Source organism: Paraglaciecola sp. (assembly GCF_039964565.1).
In the GTDB taxonomy this organism is placed as follows: Bacteria; Pseudomonadota; Gammaproteobacteria; order Enterobacterales; family Alteromonadaceae; genus Paraglaciecola.
In genome coordinates, this window is the sequence record NZ_JBDVXF010000006.1 from 14,672 (window position 1) to 29,476 (window position 14,805).

General features: G+C 40.1%; 14 protein-coding genes. 10 read left to right on the plus strand and 4 right to left on the minus strand.

The window, feature by feature from the left end:
- Positions 1-29 precede the first annotated feature (29 nt).
- Both ABJK37_RS03060 and ABJK37_RS03065 read left to right on the plus strand, forming a co-directional pair.
- Complete coding sequence (locus ABJK37_RS03060) at positions 30-404, plus strand: SirB2 family protein (protein WP_348349992.1); 375 nt, start codon at positions 30-32, stop codon at positions 402-404.
- A 135-nt stretch (positions 405-539) separates the two neighbouring features.
- Positions 540-1,358: a tetratricopeptide repeat protein gene (locus ABJK37_RS03065; RefSeq protein ID WP_348349994.1), complete on the plus strand. Its 819-nt coding sequence runs from the start codon at positions 540-542 to the stop codon at positions 1,356-1,358.
- A 19-nt stretch (positions 1,359-1,377) separates the two neighbouring features.
- Here the strand turns inward: ABJK37_RS03065 and bioA are convergent, their stop codons facing one another.
- Complete coding sequence (gene bioA, locus ABJK37_RS03070; RefSeq protein WP_348349996.1) at positions 1,378-2,649, minus strand: adenosylmethionine--8-amino-7-oxononanoate transaminase; 1,272 nt, start codon at positions 2,647-2,649, stop codon at positions 1,378-1,380.
- Between the two features lie 113 nt (positions 2,650-2,762).
- Between bioA and bioB the strand changes: the two genes are divergently transcribed.
- The 6 genes from bioB (at position 2,763) to ABJK37_RS03100 (ending at position 8,153) form a co-directional block, all read left to right on the plus strand.
- On the plus strand, positions 2,763-3,872 hold the full coding sequence (gene bioB / locus ABJK37_RS03075) for a biotin synthase BioB (RefSeq protein ID WP_348349998.1): 1,110 nt from the start codon (positions 2,763-2,765) through the stop codon (positions 3,870-3,872).
- Positions 3,872-5,071: an 8-amino-7-oxononanoate synthase gene (locus tag ABJK37_RS03080; protein WP_348350000.1), complete on the plus strand. Its 1,200-nt coding sequence runs from the start codon at positions 3,872-3,874 to the stop codon at positions 5,069-5,071. The genes bioB and ABJK37_RS03080 overlap by 1 nt, the downstream gene beginning before the upstream one ends.
- The gene (locus ABJK37_RS03085) at positions 5,071-5,895 is read left to right on the plus strand and encodes a methyltransferase domain-containing protein (protein WP_348350002.1); all 825 of its coding nucleotides are present in this window, start codon (positions 5,071-5,073) and stop codon (positions 5,893-5,895) included. The genes ABJK37_RS03080 and ABJK37_RS03085 overlap by 1 nt, the downstream gene beginning before the upstream one ends.
- A gap of 28 nt (positions 5,896-5,923) precedes the next feature.
- The gene (gene bioD, locus ABJK37_RS03090; protein ID WP_348350004.1) at positions 5,924-6,649 is read left to right on the plus strand and encodes a dethiobiotin synthase; all 726 of its coding nucleotides are present in this window, start codon (positions 5,924-5,926) and stop codon (positions 6,647-6,649) included.
- Between the two features lie 1,009 nt (positions 6,650-7,658).
- Positions 7,659-7,874, plus strand: coding sequence for a hypothetical protein (locus tag ABJK37_RS03095; RefSeq protein WP_348350006.1), 216 nt, complete (start codon positions 7,659-7,661; stop codon positions 7,872-7,874).
- A gap of 18 nt (positions 7,875-7,892) precedes the next feature.
- Complete coding sequence (locus ABJK37_RS03100) at positions 7,893-8,153, plus strand: hypothetical protein (RefSeq protein ID WP_348350008.1); 261 nt, start codon at positions 7,893-7,895, stop codon at positions 8,151-8,153.
- A gap of 105 nt (positions 8,154-8,258) precedes the next feature.
- On the opposite strand, the gene ABJK37_RS03105 is transcribed toward ABJK37_RS03100, so the two are convergent.
- Entirely contained in the window at positions 8,259-9,125 is an 867-nt protein-coding gene (locus ABJK37_RS03105; protein ID WP_348350010.1) for a hypothetical protein, read from the minus strand.
- Between the two features lie 48 nt (positions 9,126-9,173).
- Positions 9,174-9,548 (minus strand): GntR family transcriptional regulator, encoded by a 375-nt coding sequence (locus tag ABJK37_RS03110; protein WP_348350012.1) that lies wholly within the window; start codon positions 9,546-9,548, stop codon positions 9,174-9,176.
- A gap of 730 nt (positions 9,549-10,278) precedes the next feature.
- On the opposite strand from ABJK37_RS03110, the gene ABJK37_RS03115 reads away from it, so the two are divergent.
- Both ABJK37_RS03115 and ABJK37_RS03120 read left to right on the plus strand, forming a co-directional pair.
- On the plus strand, positions 10,279-11,763 hold the full coding sequence (locus tag ABJK37_RS03115; protein WP_348350014.1) for an MFS transporter: 1,485 nt from the start codon (positions 10,279-10,281) through the stop codon (positions 11,761-11,763).
- 68 nt (positions 11,764-11,831) lie between these two features.
- Positions 11,832-12,854, plus strand: a complete 1,023-nt coding sequence (locus ABJK37_RS03120; RefSeq protein ID WP_348350016.1) for a glycoside hydrolase family 43 protein — start codon at positions 11,832-11,834, stop codon at positions 12,852-12,854.
- Positions 12,855-12,868: 14 nt separating this feature from the next.
- On the opposite strand, the gene ABJK37_RS03125 is transcribed toward ABJK37_RS03120, so the two are convergent.
- Positions 12,869-14,803: a sialate O-acetylesterase gene (locus tag ABJK37_RS03125; protein WP_348350018.1), complete on the minus strand. Its 1,935-nt coding sequence runs from the start codon at positions 14,801-14,803 to the stop codon at positions 12,869-12,871.
- Positions 14,804-14,805: the final 2 nt, after the last annotated feature.

Here is a 14,805-nt window from a genome sequence, read left to right on the forward strand (position 1 = left end):
TTTTTTCATAAATTTAAGGTTAATTAAGAATGTACGAAATTGTTAAACATACCCATTTAACAGCGATTGCGCTGAGTGTACTGCTACTTTTACTTCGTTTTGCACTCAATGCGGTGCAGTCACCCATGGCACAAAAGAAGTGGTTGAAAATTGTTCCTCATATAGTTGATACCATTCTACTGATAACTATTGTTACTTTATGTATTTTACTTAAACAATACCCTTTTGCAGATGCATGGGTGACTGAAAAACTACTGGCTTTAGTGATGTACATCTTTATGGTGACTTTAGCACTTAAATTGGGGCGCAATGGTTTTATGCGTGGTGTAGGGTTAGTTGGCGCGCTATGCTGGATAGCTTATGCTGGCATGGTTGCAGTCAGCAAACAGCCGATTTTATTCTAAATGAGTTTCTGTCACATTAATGTTTGATTTTACAGCGACTTAGATTTTAATTGTGAAATGAGCTGTTATTTTCAGTAAAGGTTATACCACTTAAACCGATAAAAAGGAGTGAGCAAATTTAGTGGGGTAAGGTAAGTGAAACAGTTAAAACAGGCTATCGGTCAAGGGGACTATCTGATGGCTAGTTTGCAGTTGGCTAGTGTGTTTCAGCCTAGTGACTGTGTACCAGATACGTATATAAAACAGGTAGGCCTCTGGGTTGCGCAAGCCAAGTCATTTATTAACTCAACTGATATCGACGCAAATAGTTTTGAGCGGTTTGTTCAGTTTTTTTATGTTGAGCTCGCGTTTAGTGGTGATGAAAAAAACTATTTTTCATGTCAATACAGTTTGTTAGATCACGTTCTTGATTTTCGAACTGGCATTCCTGTTAGCCTTGCTATTGTTTTTCAATCTATGGGTAAAACACTTGGATTTGACGTCTGCGGTGTGAATTTTCCTGGACACTTTTTAATTAAATGTCGATTTCCTCATCAAGCTAGTATTTATTTAGATCCCTTAAACGGTAAACAGCTCAGTCGCCAAGATTTGGAGTCGCTTTATTTTTCTATTTTGCATGAAATGGAAGATGAAAAAATGCCAGAAGAAGCTTTAGATGAAGCGAGTTGTGACGAAACCATTGTTAGGTTACTGCATAATTTGAAAGCCTCCTATATCAACGAAAAAAGTTATTCGAATGCCTTAACTGCAGTAGAGTTGTTGGTTAATTTGTGCCCTAACGATCCCTATGAAAGAAGAGATAGAGGGTTTTTATTGCATCAATTGGATTGTACTCAAGTGGCGATTGCAGATTACCAGTATTTTATTCGTAAGTGCCCTAAGGATCCCGCCACTCAGCTTTTACAGGCGCAATTACAACAGTTAACTGAACAAACTCCTGCGGTTTTTCATTAGTGATATCAGTGACCAGGATCTATTTAAGAACCTGGTAAATGGCTTGGGTTAATTGTGTCAATTGTGCTTTGCTAATAATGTAAGGAGGCATGATATAAACCAATTTACCGAATGGTCTGATCCACACTCCTTGCTGCACTAAGGCTTGTTGCAATTCAGCTACATTAACCGCCGCTTTACACTCTACCACACCAATTGCGCCCAGCACGCGTACGTCAGCGACCGCTTCTAAATTCATGCAAGGTGATAACTCAGTTTTAAGCTGCGCTTCAATTTGCGAAACTTGTGTTTGCCAGCGATTTTGTTGAATGATTTTGAGACTGGCATTGGCCACTGCGCAGGCGAGAGCATTGCCCATAAATGTCGGACCATGCATAAATACACCGGGCTCTCCTTGGCACACCCCTTGGGCAACGTCTTCGGAGCAAATAGTGGCAGCAAGTGTCATGTATCCACCCGTTAACGCTTTACCTAGACACATAATATCTGGGCTGATATCTGCATGTTCACAGGCAAATAATTTGCCGGTACGGCCAAACCCAGTGGCAATTTCGTCGCAAATTAACAGTAGGTTATAATCATCGCAAAGTTGCCTGCAGCGTTTTAAATACTCAGGGTGGTAAATCCGCATACCTCCGGCATTTTGTACTATCGGTTCGATTATTAGGGCTGCGAGTTCGTTGTGATGGGTTTGAATGAGTTGTTCTAAGGGTTGAATATCGTCTTCATTCCACTGACGGTCGAAACGAGTTTGAGGGGCCGGCGCAAAAATTTGCGAAACAAGTGCATCGGTAAATAAACTATGCATCCCATTTACGGGGTCACAAACAGACATTGCCGCAAATGTATCGCCATGATAACCGTTGCGAGGCGTTATAAATCGGTGTTTGTTAGAGTTGCCTTGACACGCCCAATATTGTAAAGCCATTTTCATTGCTACTTCTACTGAAACCGAACCTGAGTCAGCGAGAAAAACTCGGTCAAGGCCTTGGGGCGTCATATTGATCAAGGTGCGACATAGATCAATTGCAGGCTGATGGGTAAGACCACCAAACATGACATGGGCAAAATCATCAACTTGATGTTTGATTGCTTGGTTCAAATCAGGATGATTATAACCATGAATTGCGGTCCACCAAGAGGATACTCCGTCAACAAGTTTTTCACCCGTTGCTAGATGAATATATACTCCTTCCGCATGTTTAACTTCGTAACACGGGAGTGGATTAATTGCAGAGGTATAGGGATGCCAAATGTGTTGCTGATCAAAGCGTAAATTTTGATTGGTCAAAATGTGTTCACTTGTAAAGGTTTGGGTTTAAATTAAGTTGACAATGCTGTCGTGCCCCATAGACTAAGCGCCTTGAATCATTTAGTAAAGTCTGAAAATCAAAGGTTGCTCCAATGTCTTCAAACAATGTGTCTTTAGACCCTTCTTCACCTATCAATCAAGCTAGTATCCGCCATGACTGGACGATTGAAGAGGTCAATACTCTTTTTAATCTGCCGTTTAACGATTTGATGTTTCAGGCACAAACTATTCACAGGCAACATTTCGATCCAAACCAAGTGCAAGTGAGTACCTTGTTGTCGATTAAAACAGGTGCTTGCCCCGAAGACTGCAAGTATTGTCCTCAAAGCGCGCGCTACGATACGGGATTAGAAAAAGAACGCTTGATGGAAGTGGAAAAGGTCATTCAGCGTGCTAAAGAAGCGAAACAAACTGGCTCTACTCGTTTTTGTATGGGAGCGGCATGGCGTAATCCTAAAGATAGGGATATGCCTTATGTCACGCAGATGGTTAAAGAAGTGAAAAAGCTAGGTTTAGAAACCTGTATGACTTTAGGCATGCTAACGCGAGATCAAGCGCTGTCTCTAAAACAAGCTGGGCTTGATTATTACAATCATAATCTAGACACTTCTCCAGAATTTTACGGCGATATTATCACCACGCGAACTTATCAAGATAGGTTGGATACACTGGATAATGTTAGAGGAGCAGGTATGAATGTTTGCTCTGGGGGCATAGTAGGAATGGGCGAAACAGCTACTGACCGTTCAAGTTTGTTATTGCAATTGGCTAACCTTGATCATCATCCTGAAAGTGTACCAATCAACATGTTGGTCAAAGTGAAAGGTACGCCTATGGAGAATGTAGAAGATCTCGATTATTTCGAATTTATCCGTACCATCGCCATTGCTAGAATAATGATGCCTAAGTCATATGTGCGTTTATCCGCTGGTCGCGAGGCGATGAATGAACAAATGCAAGCCATGTGTTTTATGGCTGGAGCGAACTCAATCTTTTATGGGTGCAAGTTGTTAACTACATCAAACCCTGAAACACATGAAGATGTCATGTTATTCAAAAAGTTAGGTATTAATTCTGCGCAAACTCGTGAGTATTCAGATGAAGCCCATGAAGCGGCTTTATTAGAAGAAATCGAAGACAAAACCAGTGAAAATTTATTTTACGACGCCTCTACCAAACACGCTGAAACTGTTTCAGGCTAATGGCATTTGATTTTATTGCTGCGGCACTTGATAAACGTCGCAGCGAAGGGTTATTGCGTTCGCGCAAAACAATTGATTCCGCTCAAGGAGCGTTGATAGAAATTGCTGGTCAGCACTATATTAATTTCTCTAGCAACGACTATTTGGCGATGCGGCGTTCGAGCGTGGTAATGCAAGCATGGGTTGATGGTATAAGCGAATATGGCGGTGGCAGCGGCGCTTCGCCTCTCGTGTCGGGGTACACCAATGCGCATCGGGCGTTAGAAGAGTATTTGGCAACTGAACTCAATCGCGACAAGGTGTTACTGTTTAATTCTGGCTTTGCCGCTAATCAGGCCGTGTGCCAAGCGTTATTCGGACAAAAGCATAGTGAGTTTCAGGATTTAATTATTGCCGACAAACTGATGCACGCTTCTTTTATAGAAGGAGCGCAAGGTTCATTGGCTAAGTTATCGCGTTTTAAACACAACGATCTCCCGCATTTGCAGAGTTTATTGAACGCGAATATTAAATCCCCCCAACAAAACGTTTTAGTCGCCACTGAAGGGGTCTTTAGTATGGATGGCGACCAAGCGCCTTTACCGGAGTTGGTGGCAAAATCTAAAGAGTCAAATGCTTGGTTAATGGTCGATGATGCCCATGGTTTTGGTACTTTAGGCGAAAACGGTAGGGGAGTCATAGAAGCCCATAATATGACCCAACAACAGGTTCCAATATTGATGGCGACTTTTGGTAAAGCCATAGGCACGGCTGGTGCCTTCGTCGCGGGCAGTGCTGACTTGATTGATTATCTAATCAACTTCGCCAAGCATTATATCTACAGTACCGCCATGCCGGCAGCACAAGCCTATGCTACCTTGATGAGTTTACAAGCTAAGCAAAATTCCGAACGCCGCCACATTCTTGCGCAACGAATCGAACAATTTAAATTTTTAGCCAATCAAGCAGGCTTGACACTTATACCATCAAATTCTGCCATTCAACCGTTGTTGATAGGTGATGCAAAGCAAGCCTCACTAGCAAGTGAAAAACTCAAGTCCTTGGGATTATGGGTAACGGCAATACGTTATCCAACCGTACCTAAAAACACCGATCGATTACGTATTACCCTAAGTGCAGCTCATGAATCTCGTGATATTCAAGCCTTGGTAGATGCGCTACAGATTGTTTTACAGGAAAACAAAAAGGTAATCGCTTGATGACTAGTACAACAATTCCAAGTCGCAATAAAATGCGTATTGCCCAGCAGTTTAGTCGCGCTGCTAATACCTATAATTCTGCTGCTGATGTACAACTAGATATCGCCTTTGACGCATTAACTTATTTGCCTTCTCATTACAAAAATGGATTAGATATTGGTTGCGGAACAGGGCGAATTAGTCAGCGTCTTAGTAATAGGTGCGACAGGTTAGTAGCGATGGACTTAGCCTTTGGTATGTTGCAATATGCGCAACAAAATGAGGTAGTTGCTGACCCGTCTATTTGTTGGTTACAAGGTGACGCAGATAGTTTGCCGCTGGCAGATGATTCTGTTGATATGCTGTTTTCGTCTATGGTGTTGCAATGGGCTGACAATCAGCAAAAAGTGATGGCCGAAATAAACAGAGTGATGTCTAGTGGGGCAACGGCAATATTAGCCATTATGTGTGACGGTTCTTTTAAACAATTAAACGACAGTTGGTTAAACATTGATAGTGAACGTCATGTAAACAATTTTGCTACAGCTCAGTCTTGGTGTGATGCGGCAAAACAACAGGGTTTACAAGTGAATATGTACGAGAAACAATATGTCACTTGGCATCAGGGTATTAAACCGCTGTTGGCTTCGATTAAGTCAATTGGCGCAAATGTAGTATTAACCAGTCAAAACTCAACAGCAACCAATAGTACTTTTTCTCGAAGTCAAAGTGGCTTCAACCGAAAGAAGCTGCAACATCTTGAAACCTATTATCAGCAGCAATACGCTAAAAATATGCAACTTCCACTCACTTATCAGGTCTGCTTTTTACACTGCAGTAAATAACTTCAATTCGTTGTTAAATAGGATTCCCATGGGACATTTATCAGTAAAACGTCGTGCATTTTTTGTTACAGGTACAGATACCGAAGTAGGTAAAACCTTTGTCAGTGAAGCATTACTTGTTTTACTCAATCAGAAAGGTCTGTTAACTGGTGGCTATAAACCTATCGCATCAGGTTGTAACGTGACCCCACAGGGCCTGCGTAATGAAGATGCTTTGGCATTGCAAAGGCGTTCCAGTATTGACCTAAGTTATGATGAAGTAAACCCCATTGCTTTCGAAGCGGCGGTCGCCCCACATTTAGCTGCACAGTCCTTAAGCAGAGATAATGGCGCGCCGCCTATTTCTATCGATGCCGTGCGAGAAGGGTTTAATCGCATATTTCAAAAAAATCCCGACGTTTTGATTGTTGAAGGGGCAGGCGGCTGGCGTTTACCACTAGGTAACGACTATGAAGGTCGGCCGAGATATTTGTCTGAGTTTGTTGTCGAACAAAATCTGTCGGTAATCTTGGTTGTAGGTATGCGTTTAGGGTGTTTGAATCATGCCGTATTAAGTGCTGAATGTATTCGCAATGATGGTTTAAAAATAGCCGGTTGGGTAGCGAATATAGTGGATCCTGATATGCCTGTTTTAAAAGAAAACATTAGTAGTTTAAAAACTCTATTAGATGCCCCTTTTATAGGAACACTTCCAAAGTTAAAAACACCGGAAGAAGCGGGTACCTACCTGGATTTATCTGTGATTGATTTATAACTTTTATTTATCCTAAGTAGTCGTTGACTAGTTTTTAGATGCCAATCTTGTGAGTACAAAGTTCTGTTGTAATAATACCAATTCATCTTATCAATTAGTCACTCAGAGAACACCAGCGACTTTCAATCGAGGCGTAGTCCTGCAGGAATGGCTACCCCCTTTCAAAGGACTAGAACGAAGAGTAGGCGCTTTTAAATCTCGCTGAGCGATCAATTGTTAGGATGGATTGGTATAAATAGGGTAAACAAGTCGTGGATGGTGAAAGGCTAGAAAATTTAAAACAAAAAAAAGCCTGAAATAAATCAGGCTTGAAGGAGAACACACATAAAAACTATATACTCAGAGGGGCGTTTTTAGATTAAGTTCAATCATTTGTATTTTTTTCGAAAAAAACTAATTTTCATACCTCGCAACAGTCTGTTTCGTGACACCAAATGAACCTTCATTGAGATAGTGTGAAGGAGATATCTGGTTGATGCTGCAACAAGCTAATTCTGTGCGCTTCAGGTATACAAAGCGTATTATCACCAAAACCTAAGCATCCAAAATCATATATCTCTCAGAGTGCTTATCAAAGCTAGAGTCGATTTTTTGCGTTAATTTGCCGTTTTCCAAGATTTTAATTGGTATAAAAATATGTCACTAATTTCGCTCTAAAGGCAGGAAAAGCTAAACGGCGTGAGCGGGAGGCAAACTTTGGTATCGATGAATTTTGCTTAAAAAAAAGCCTGAAATAAATCAGGCTTGAAAGAGAACACACATAAAAACTATAAGGTCAGACGGCCTTTAATGGCATAAGTTCAATTTTATTAGTTAATTAAGGAGGATTTTTTTGATATCTGATATATAGGTGAGCCAGGCAATTTCTCACCCTTATAGTTGACGTTGTAGGTGCTTTTAGTCTGATGAATGTAATACCAGTTGGGTATGCATATAGTCAGTTATTTTAGAAGCTTCATCTGATGTCGATTTAGATCAGTATAAAGGAACACTGCAAGGTAAAATTATCATGATGGGTGCTGGCAAAAATATTGAAGCCCCCGAAAACTCAGTTTTCAATCGATATGATTCTGCCAAACTTAAAGAGTTTAACGTTGATAAAGGCCCAAGCCACTCACCATGGATTAACGCCGAGCGTCGTGATAGCGCCTTACAACGTTTCTATTTTGGGAAAACTTTAAATGAATTTCTAGCAAATGAAAAGGTGGCAGGAGTCTTATATTGAAGCTGGCGTCAGGGTGGTTTGATTAATATTTTGGGGCGAGATCATCGAGTAGGGAAAACGTTTCCTGTTCCAGCTTTGGTGATTGAAGCTGAACACTATAATTCACTTTCGCGAATGATTGATTCGGGTAAAACACCTAAAGTTACCTTAGATATTGATGCGCGTTTTCACGATGAAGACCGAAATGCCTATCATACCATTGCTGAAATAACAGGTAGTGATACTGATCATGAATCGTTTAAGAACAAAGCAATAAATGCATTAACAGACAAGACTTAATCTCAATCTTATTTTAGCCTAGAAAATCCACTAAATGCCCTCACCTTTGAGGGCGTTTAAGTTTATGTCATAACAATCCGTAATGATAACTTTGATTTATAACATCTAGGAGTTGCTTGGAATACTTGTCCGGTATACTTCAAAATTTACTTCTTTAGGTGTTGTCAGCTTGAGCATGGCACCGGTGCTTAGTAACACCACACTTTGCCAATATAAGCTATTAAATATCGGCTCCCAATTATATATCGAGTAATGCTCTGTGCATCGGTTAATTATAAAAAATACACTCACAAGTATGCTCACTGAGGTATAAGAACGAAATACTGCGCTGGTCATTATCCGCCTATCTTTTGAAGACTGATGGGGATCTAATTTTTTGCCTCTTAGTAACACATAACCTAATCCAACAAATAGCCCGTTACATAAAAGCATAGAGCCAATTAATACCGATATATCAGATGATAGATGAAAGTCATTAAGGCTTAACATGATGTAGATACAAACAAAAAACATGATGATTGCGCTAAATAATCGAGTGGCTGATACATAGTTAAATACGTTTCTAGGGCTAAGATCTGCATGACGTTTGGATTCTGAATTTATACTGCGCATTAACTTAAATTGTTTAATTGCTGACACTTCTAAAAGTAAAAAAGGGATTGCCTGCAGCATTCCGTATGCAAAAGGCACAAAATTCATATCCCTGAGTTGGATTTTACCAAGGTGAATAGCAACAACAATACTCACAAAAATGACTAATCCAATAATCAAAAACGCGATATTGAGTAACTTATAGAGTGTTTTTCCTGCAACTGTTTTTTCATACCCCTTGGGATATAACTTCGCGTATTTATCTGCTGGGTAGTGTTCAAATATGTAATCCATACGTTGCAAAATTCTGTTTGGATAGTGATAAGAAATCAGCCAAATTTGGCTAAAGAAAGCGCTGAAGAATATTAGTTCAATCCACATGATTGTGTCCTCTTAAGTATTTTATTTGGCTTTTTTGCCTTGGCGACATCAATTGTTATTTAATACATTGCTGAAAGTGATGCGCATTTCTGAATCAGTCACGCCCGCTTCTTTCATCTTTTTAATCAACTCTTCAAATTCGCTAGTTATCCATGCCTTAAGGTCCACTTGACAATTTTCCTTGGCATCAGGATGAACAAAGGTGCCTCGGTAGCCACGACTTTGGATAACCGCATCTCTTTCTAACAACTTATATGCCTTGGAAACTGTTTTACTGTTTACCTCTAAATCATTAGCTAACTGCCTAATAGATGGCAGTGGATCGCCTGGATTCACTTTATTTGCAGCTACAGCTTGCTTAATTTGTGCAACTAGCTGAGAAAAAATGGGTACAGGATCATCCATATCTATTGTAATTTGCATAAATTAGTGCGCTCCAGTTGTTCCATGTGATGTAATGGTACAACTGGTTTTAGAATCATGCAAATTTTTTCATGTATAAATTTTTGAGTCGTCTTTAAGGGATGAATATTTCCGATTACAAATAGTTTTCATTATTAGGATTAATTAGCTTAGCTGCTAAAAGACATTCTTCGGAGTAGGGCGAGTGTGTTTGATTGACGTTGCAACTGATTCAGAAATTGGATATGGCTGAATAGGTATTTTTAAATAATCGAAACATCAGAGATGGACTTTGTAAAGGTTATTGATACCAATGCTATTCTATTTAGCTGTTAGCTCGAATATCTTCCTTGTATTCCAACTTCTTTCACATGCGACTTGATGAAAAATGGCACTGTCTAGAATGGGTAAATGAGACAAAATATCCTAAATGAGTAGCTTAAAATAACACTAATATGTCAGCTGAAAAGGTGAGTTTGGTTATCGTCACTGGCCAGATTTAGTTATTGGCAAAAGACTCTTTGGTTATTGAGATTATTATTATATGTAACAACTGCTTTATGTTTTTCTAACATAAAAACGCATTGTTAGTGTTTAACCTAAACAGTAAGTTTTTGTAATTAACTGTTTTAAAAGACTTTTAATTGTAATCTTTGTAGATTTAGACAAATACGTGATTTTTCGTCAGCTTTTTTGACGCTATACAGACTTTCTGAGTGTAAGTAGACTCGTTACATATATACAGTAATTTATGAATAGCAGTCTTATGCCAGAAAATACCGAAAAATTAAGCGTGTTAGAGAAAGTTGGCTACAGTTTAGGTGATTTAGCGGCCAACCTTGTATTTCAAACCTTAGTCACATTTATCGCATTTTTTTACACCGATGTTTATAAAATTCCCGTGGAATCGGCCACTATGGTTATCTTCAGTTGTGGATTAATCGCTGCGTTTTTTAATCCTTTTATGGGAATGATCGCTGATCGAACCCAAACCCGCTGGGGGAAATTTAGGCCATGGATTTTATGGACTTCAATACCTTTTGGTGTCATTGCGCTTTTGACCTTCAGTACCCCAGATTTTAGTCCCGATGGTAAGGTGTATTATGCCTTTATTACCTATCTATTATTATTATTGATTTATTCCGCCAATAACCTGCCATACGCGGCTTTAAGTGGTGTGATTACTGGCAATATGAAAGAGCGTAATAGCATGTCCTCATATCGGTTTGTGGCGGTGATGATTGCGCAGTTTATTATACAGGTGTTGTTGCTTCCTTTAGTGTTAATTGCTGGCGATGGCGACAAAGCAATTGGATTTGAAAAAGTCATGACGTTCTTATCTATTGCAGGTGTGATTATGTTTATGATTACGTTTTTCACTACCAAAGAACGTGTGATACCTAGCGCTGAACAAAAATCTACTGTGCTAGAAGATTTAAAAGATCTCGTCACAAATATCCCTTGGGTGATCATGTTAACGGTGACCGTTTTAGTGTTTGTAACCCTAGCACTCAAAGGTGGTGCCTATATTTATTATTTTGAGAATTACTTAAATCCTATTCAGATCTCTGAGTTTTTGGTCAGTATTGGCTTTAATGGTTTGATTGATAGCCTAAATGCAGGTTTAACCGGATTAGGTTTGGCTGAATTTCAATGGCCTGAAGATCCTGCCACCTCTGGTTTTGCAGTATTTAACGCCGGTGGCATTATCTTCATGATCATTGGTATTGGTTTTTCAAAAGGACTAGCCGACAAATTTGGTAAGCGTGAAGTGTTTGGTTGGTCGTTATTTATTTCCACCATTTTTATTGGTTTGTTTTATTTCTATCCGCCCGATTCAATTGGTGTGGTGTTTAGCTCACAAATACTCCACGGATTCTTTTACGGTATTTCCACGCCTTTGTTATGGGCAATGATTGCAGATGTTGCTGATTATTCAGAGTGGAAGAATCATAGGCGAGCAACGGCGATTATTTTTTCAGCCATGATAGTGGGGCTCAAAATAGGGCTCACATTTGGTTCATCACTTTTATCCAGTATTTTGGGCTTTTATCAATACGATCCAAGTTTAGTGACGCAACTTCCTGAAACTGTTAATGGAATCAAGTTATCGGTGAGTGTGTATGCTTCTCTTCCTTTCTTATTGGCTGTAGGTTGTTTGTTCTTTTACAAAATTAATAAACAAGTTGAACAACAAATTGAAGTGGATTTAACCGCTCGAAGAGTCGCAGAGTAAATTTAAAAAATTGCAAAATAAATTAAGGCGTAATCTCATAGGATTGCGCTCTTTAGTATAGAGAGTAAATGATGGCGGATGAATTATTATCCCAAGAAGAAATAGCAAAAGTACGCAAAAAGGCGATATCAGCGCCTTTAGTTGAGAATATTTATACCGCCGATCCTTCGGCACATGTATTTGATGGAAAAATTTATATTTATCCGTCTCATGATATCGATGCTGGCATCCCGTTTAACGATAACGGTGACCATTTTGGTATGGAGGATTACCACGTTATATCGATGGACTCGCCAGACAGCAAAGCGGTAGATAACGGTGTGGCTCTTCACGTTAAAGATGTGCCTTGGGCAAGTCGACAAATGTGGGCTCCCGATGCGGCTAAAAAAGGCGATAAATATTATTTTTATTTCCCAGCTAAAAAAGCCGATGATATTTTTCAAATTGGTGTAGCGGTAAGTGATTCACCGATTGGGCCTTTTGTGGCACAAAGCCAACCGATTGCTGGCAGTTATTCAATAGACCCTGCGGTATTTGAAGACGATGATGGCCAATATTACATGTATTTTGGTGGTATTTGGGGCGGTCAATTACAGCACTACCGGAATAATCAGTTTGACCAAAATCTTAATGAACCTTTAGCTGACGAGCCTGCTTTAGGGCCTATCATCGCTCGTATGAGCGACGATATGTTAGAATTTGATGAAACCCCAAAAGGAATGGTCATTCTTGACGAAAACGGGCAACCACTGTTAGCCGGTGATCACGATAGAAGATTTTTTGAAGCCGCCTGGATGCACAAGTACCAGGGTAAATATTACTTTTCATACTCAACTGGAGATACACATTATTTGTGTTATGCCATAGGTGATAACCCTTATGGTCCGTTTACTTATGCAGGCAGAATATTAGAGCCCGTTTTAGGTTGGACCACCCATCATTCTATCGCGCAATATCAGGATAAATGGTTCTTGTTTTATCATGACTCCTCGCTATCAGCTGGAGTCACGCATTTACGTTCGGTCAAAATGGCTGAAATTGAATATGACAGTGACGGCTTGATCAAAACATTGGTGCCCTATAAGGATTAACAAACCTAAGCCTATTACCTTTCGGGTAAATTGGCCTGAAAAGGCGAGGCCGGTAACCCTTCCTTATTATACAGGTTTGCATTGGCTGGGTTGTCAGCCCATGCATACCTAACCTTTACAGGTGAAGGTACACTGTTATGCCACACCTTGATTTGTTGACCTATTATTTTTGCATTGGCCCAGACAAATTTACCATCGTTAGCGGCGATCGCAAACCCTTGTAGGTCGCCTTCTTTAGCCACTAAACCGCCACCAGTATGTGTAAAGTCAAGGAGTAAAGCCCCGTGCTTTTCTTCAATAGTGGCTATTTGTGGTCCTGAATACACTGTCTTTTTATTGTGGTAAGCAATATTCTGTGCCGCTAGGGCTAACCGATGTCCTGGAGCATATTTATTCAGAGGGTGGATATCATTCCATTCACCAGAGTCAATAATGACTGCCATTGCCGAGTTGGGTAGATTCAAGGTTAAACGTTGTTGTTCTCTTAGTTCAGCCCAATTACTCTGTTTAGGATGCTCGCTGGTCTCCATAAAATTGGCGAGTTGCACGTACAAAAAGGGCAAACTCTGCTGTTTAAAGTTATTACGCCAGTTTTTTATCATGCTGCTAAATAAGGCCTGATAATTGGATGGATTACCGGTATTTGACTCGCCTTGATACCAAATAATCCCTTTAATTTTATAATCCAATGCGGGGGCGATCATTGCGTTAAATAACCCAGTTGGTTTGTACTGAATAAAGTTTTGGTTAGGTAATTCATCGGCTAATACACTGACTTTAAATTGCCATATGCCAGTTAGATTGATATGTGCGTTGGGCTCGCCTAACCAATAAGGTTTATCTGCTACAAAACCACCTTTGCCTCGGTTGTTTATGACTCTAATTGCAATCACATTTTTACCTGCAACTAAAACACCTTTAGGCACGGTATAGCGTCGTGGAGGATATTGATAAGTGGTGTTTCCTACTTGGATGCCATTTACATAAATGGTGTCGGCATCCACTATAGCGCCCATCATTAACTTGGCGGGTTTGCCTGCCATGGATTTAGGTACGTCTATGGTTTTACGAAACCAAACCACGCCGTTCATTGGCGCTACCTTTTGATCTTCCCAAAAGCCGGGTAGGGTAAAAGGCTGCCAGTTTTTATCATCAAATTCTGCTTTGAACCATTCTTCAGATAAACCCGCATCACGGTGGTTGATATCTGAATACCAGTTATCACTGCGCACTTTATCAGCATCTTGGATGGCCTTAATATGTGAGTCGTTTTGGAATAATTTGGCTTCTGCATAGGGTTTTGGGAAGCCTATTAGCGCCTCTTCACTCATCCAAGCTTCTACAGGTGAACCTCCCACACTGGCATTAATAACACCTATTGGTACGTGATAGGTTTCATATAAATCACGAGCAAAAAAGAAAGCAGTAGCCGAAAACTTCATTACCGATTCAGGGGTTAAATCTTGCCACTGTACGTTAGGGTAATCTACTTGGGCTGACTTAAAATTGTAGACTGTCGGTACAGTAAAATGGCGAATATCCGGATAGTTTGCCTCAGCAATTTCCTGCGGGTAACGTTCTTTAACACGCTCCATAGGCAACACCATGTTGGATTGCCCTGACGCTAGCCAGACTTCACCAAAAGCCACGTTATTAATGGTAATGGTATTGTTAGCGGTTATTTGAATGGAGTGCTTAGTTCCAGCAGGTTGTGGTTTAAGTTTTATAGACCAACGCTTAGCATCACTTTGTACCGACCCCACTAATTGCCCATCAAAATGTACAGTAACTTTTTCGTTAGGTTCTGCCCAGCCCCAAAGGGTAATTTCTGTGTCTCGTTGCAACACCATATTGTCTGATATTAAACGAGGTAGTTTAACGTCAGCGTTACTATATGCGCTAAAAACTAAGGTTAGGAATGAAATACATTTAATGAGTTTTCTAGACATAA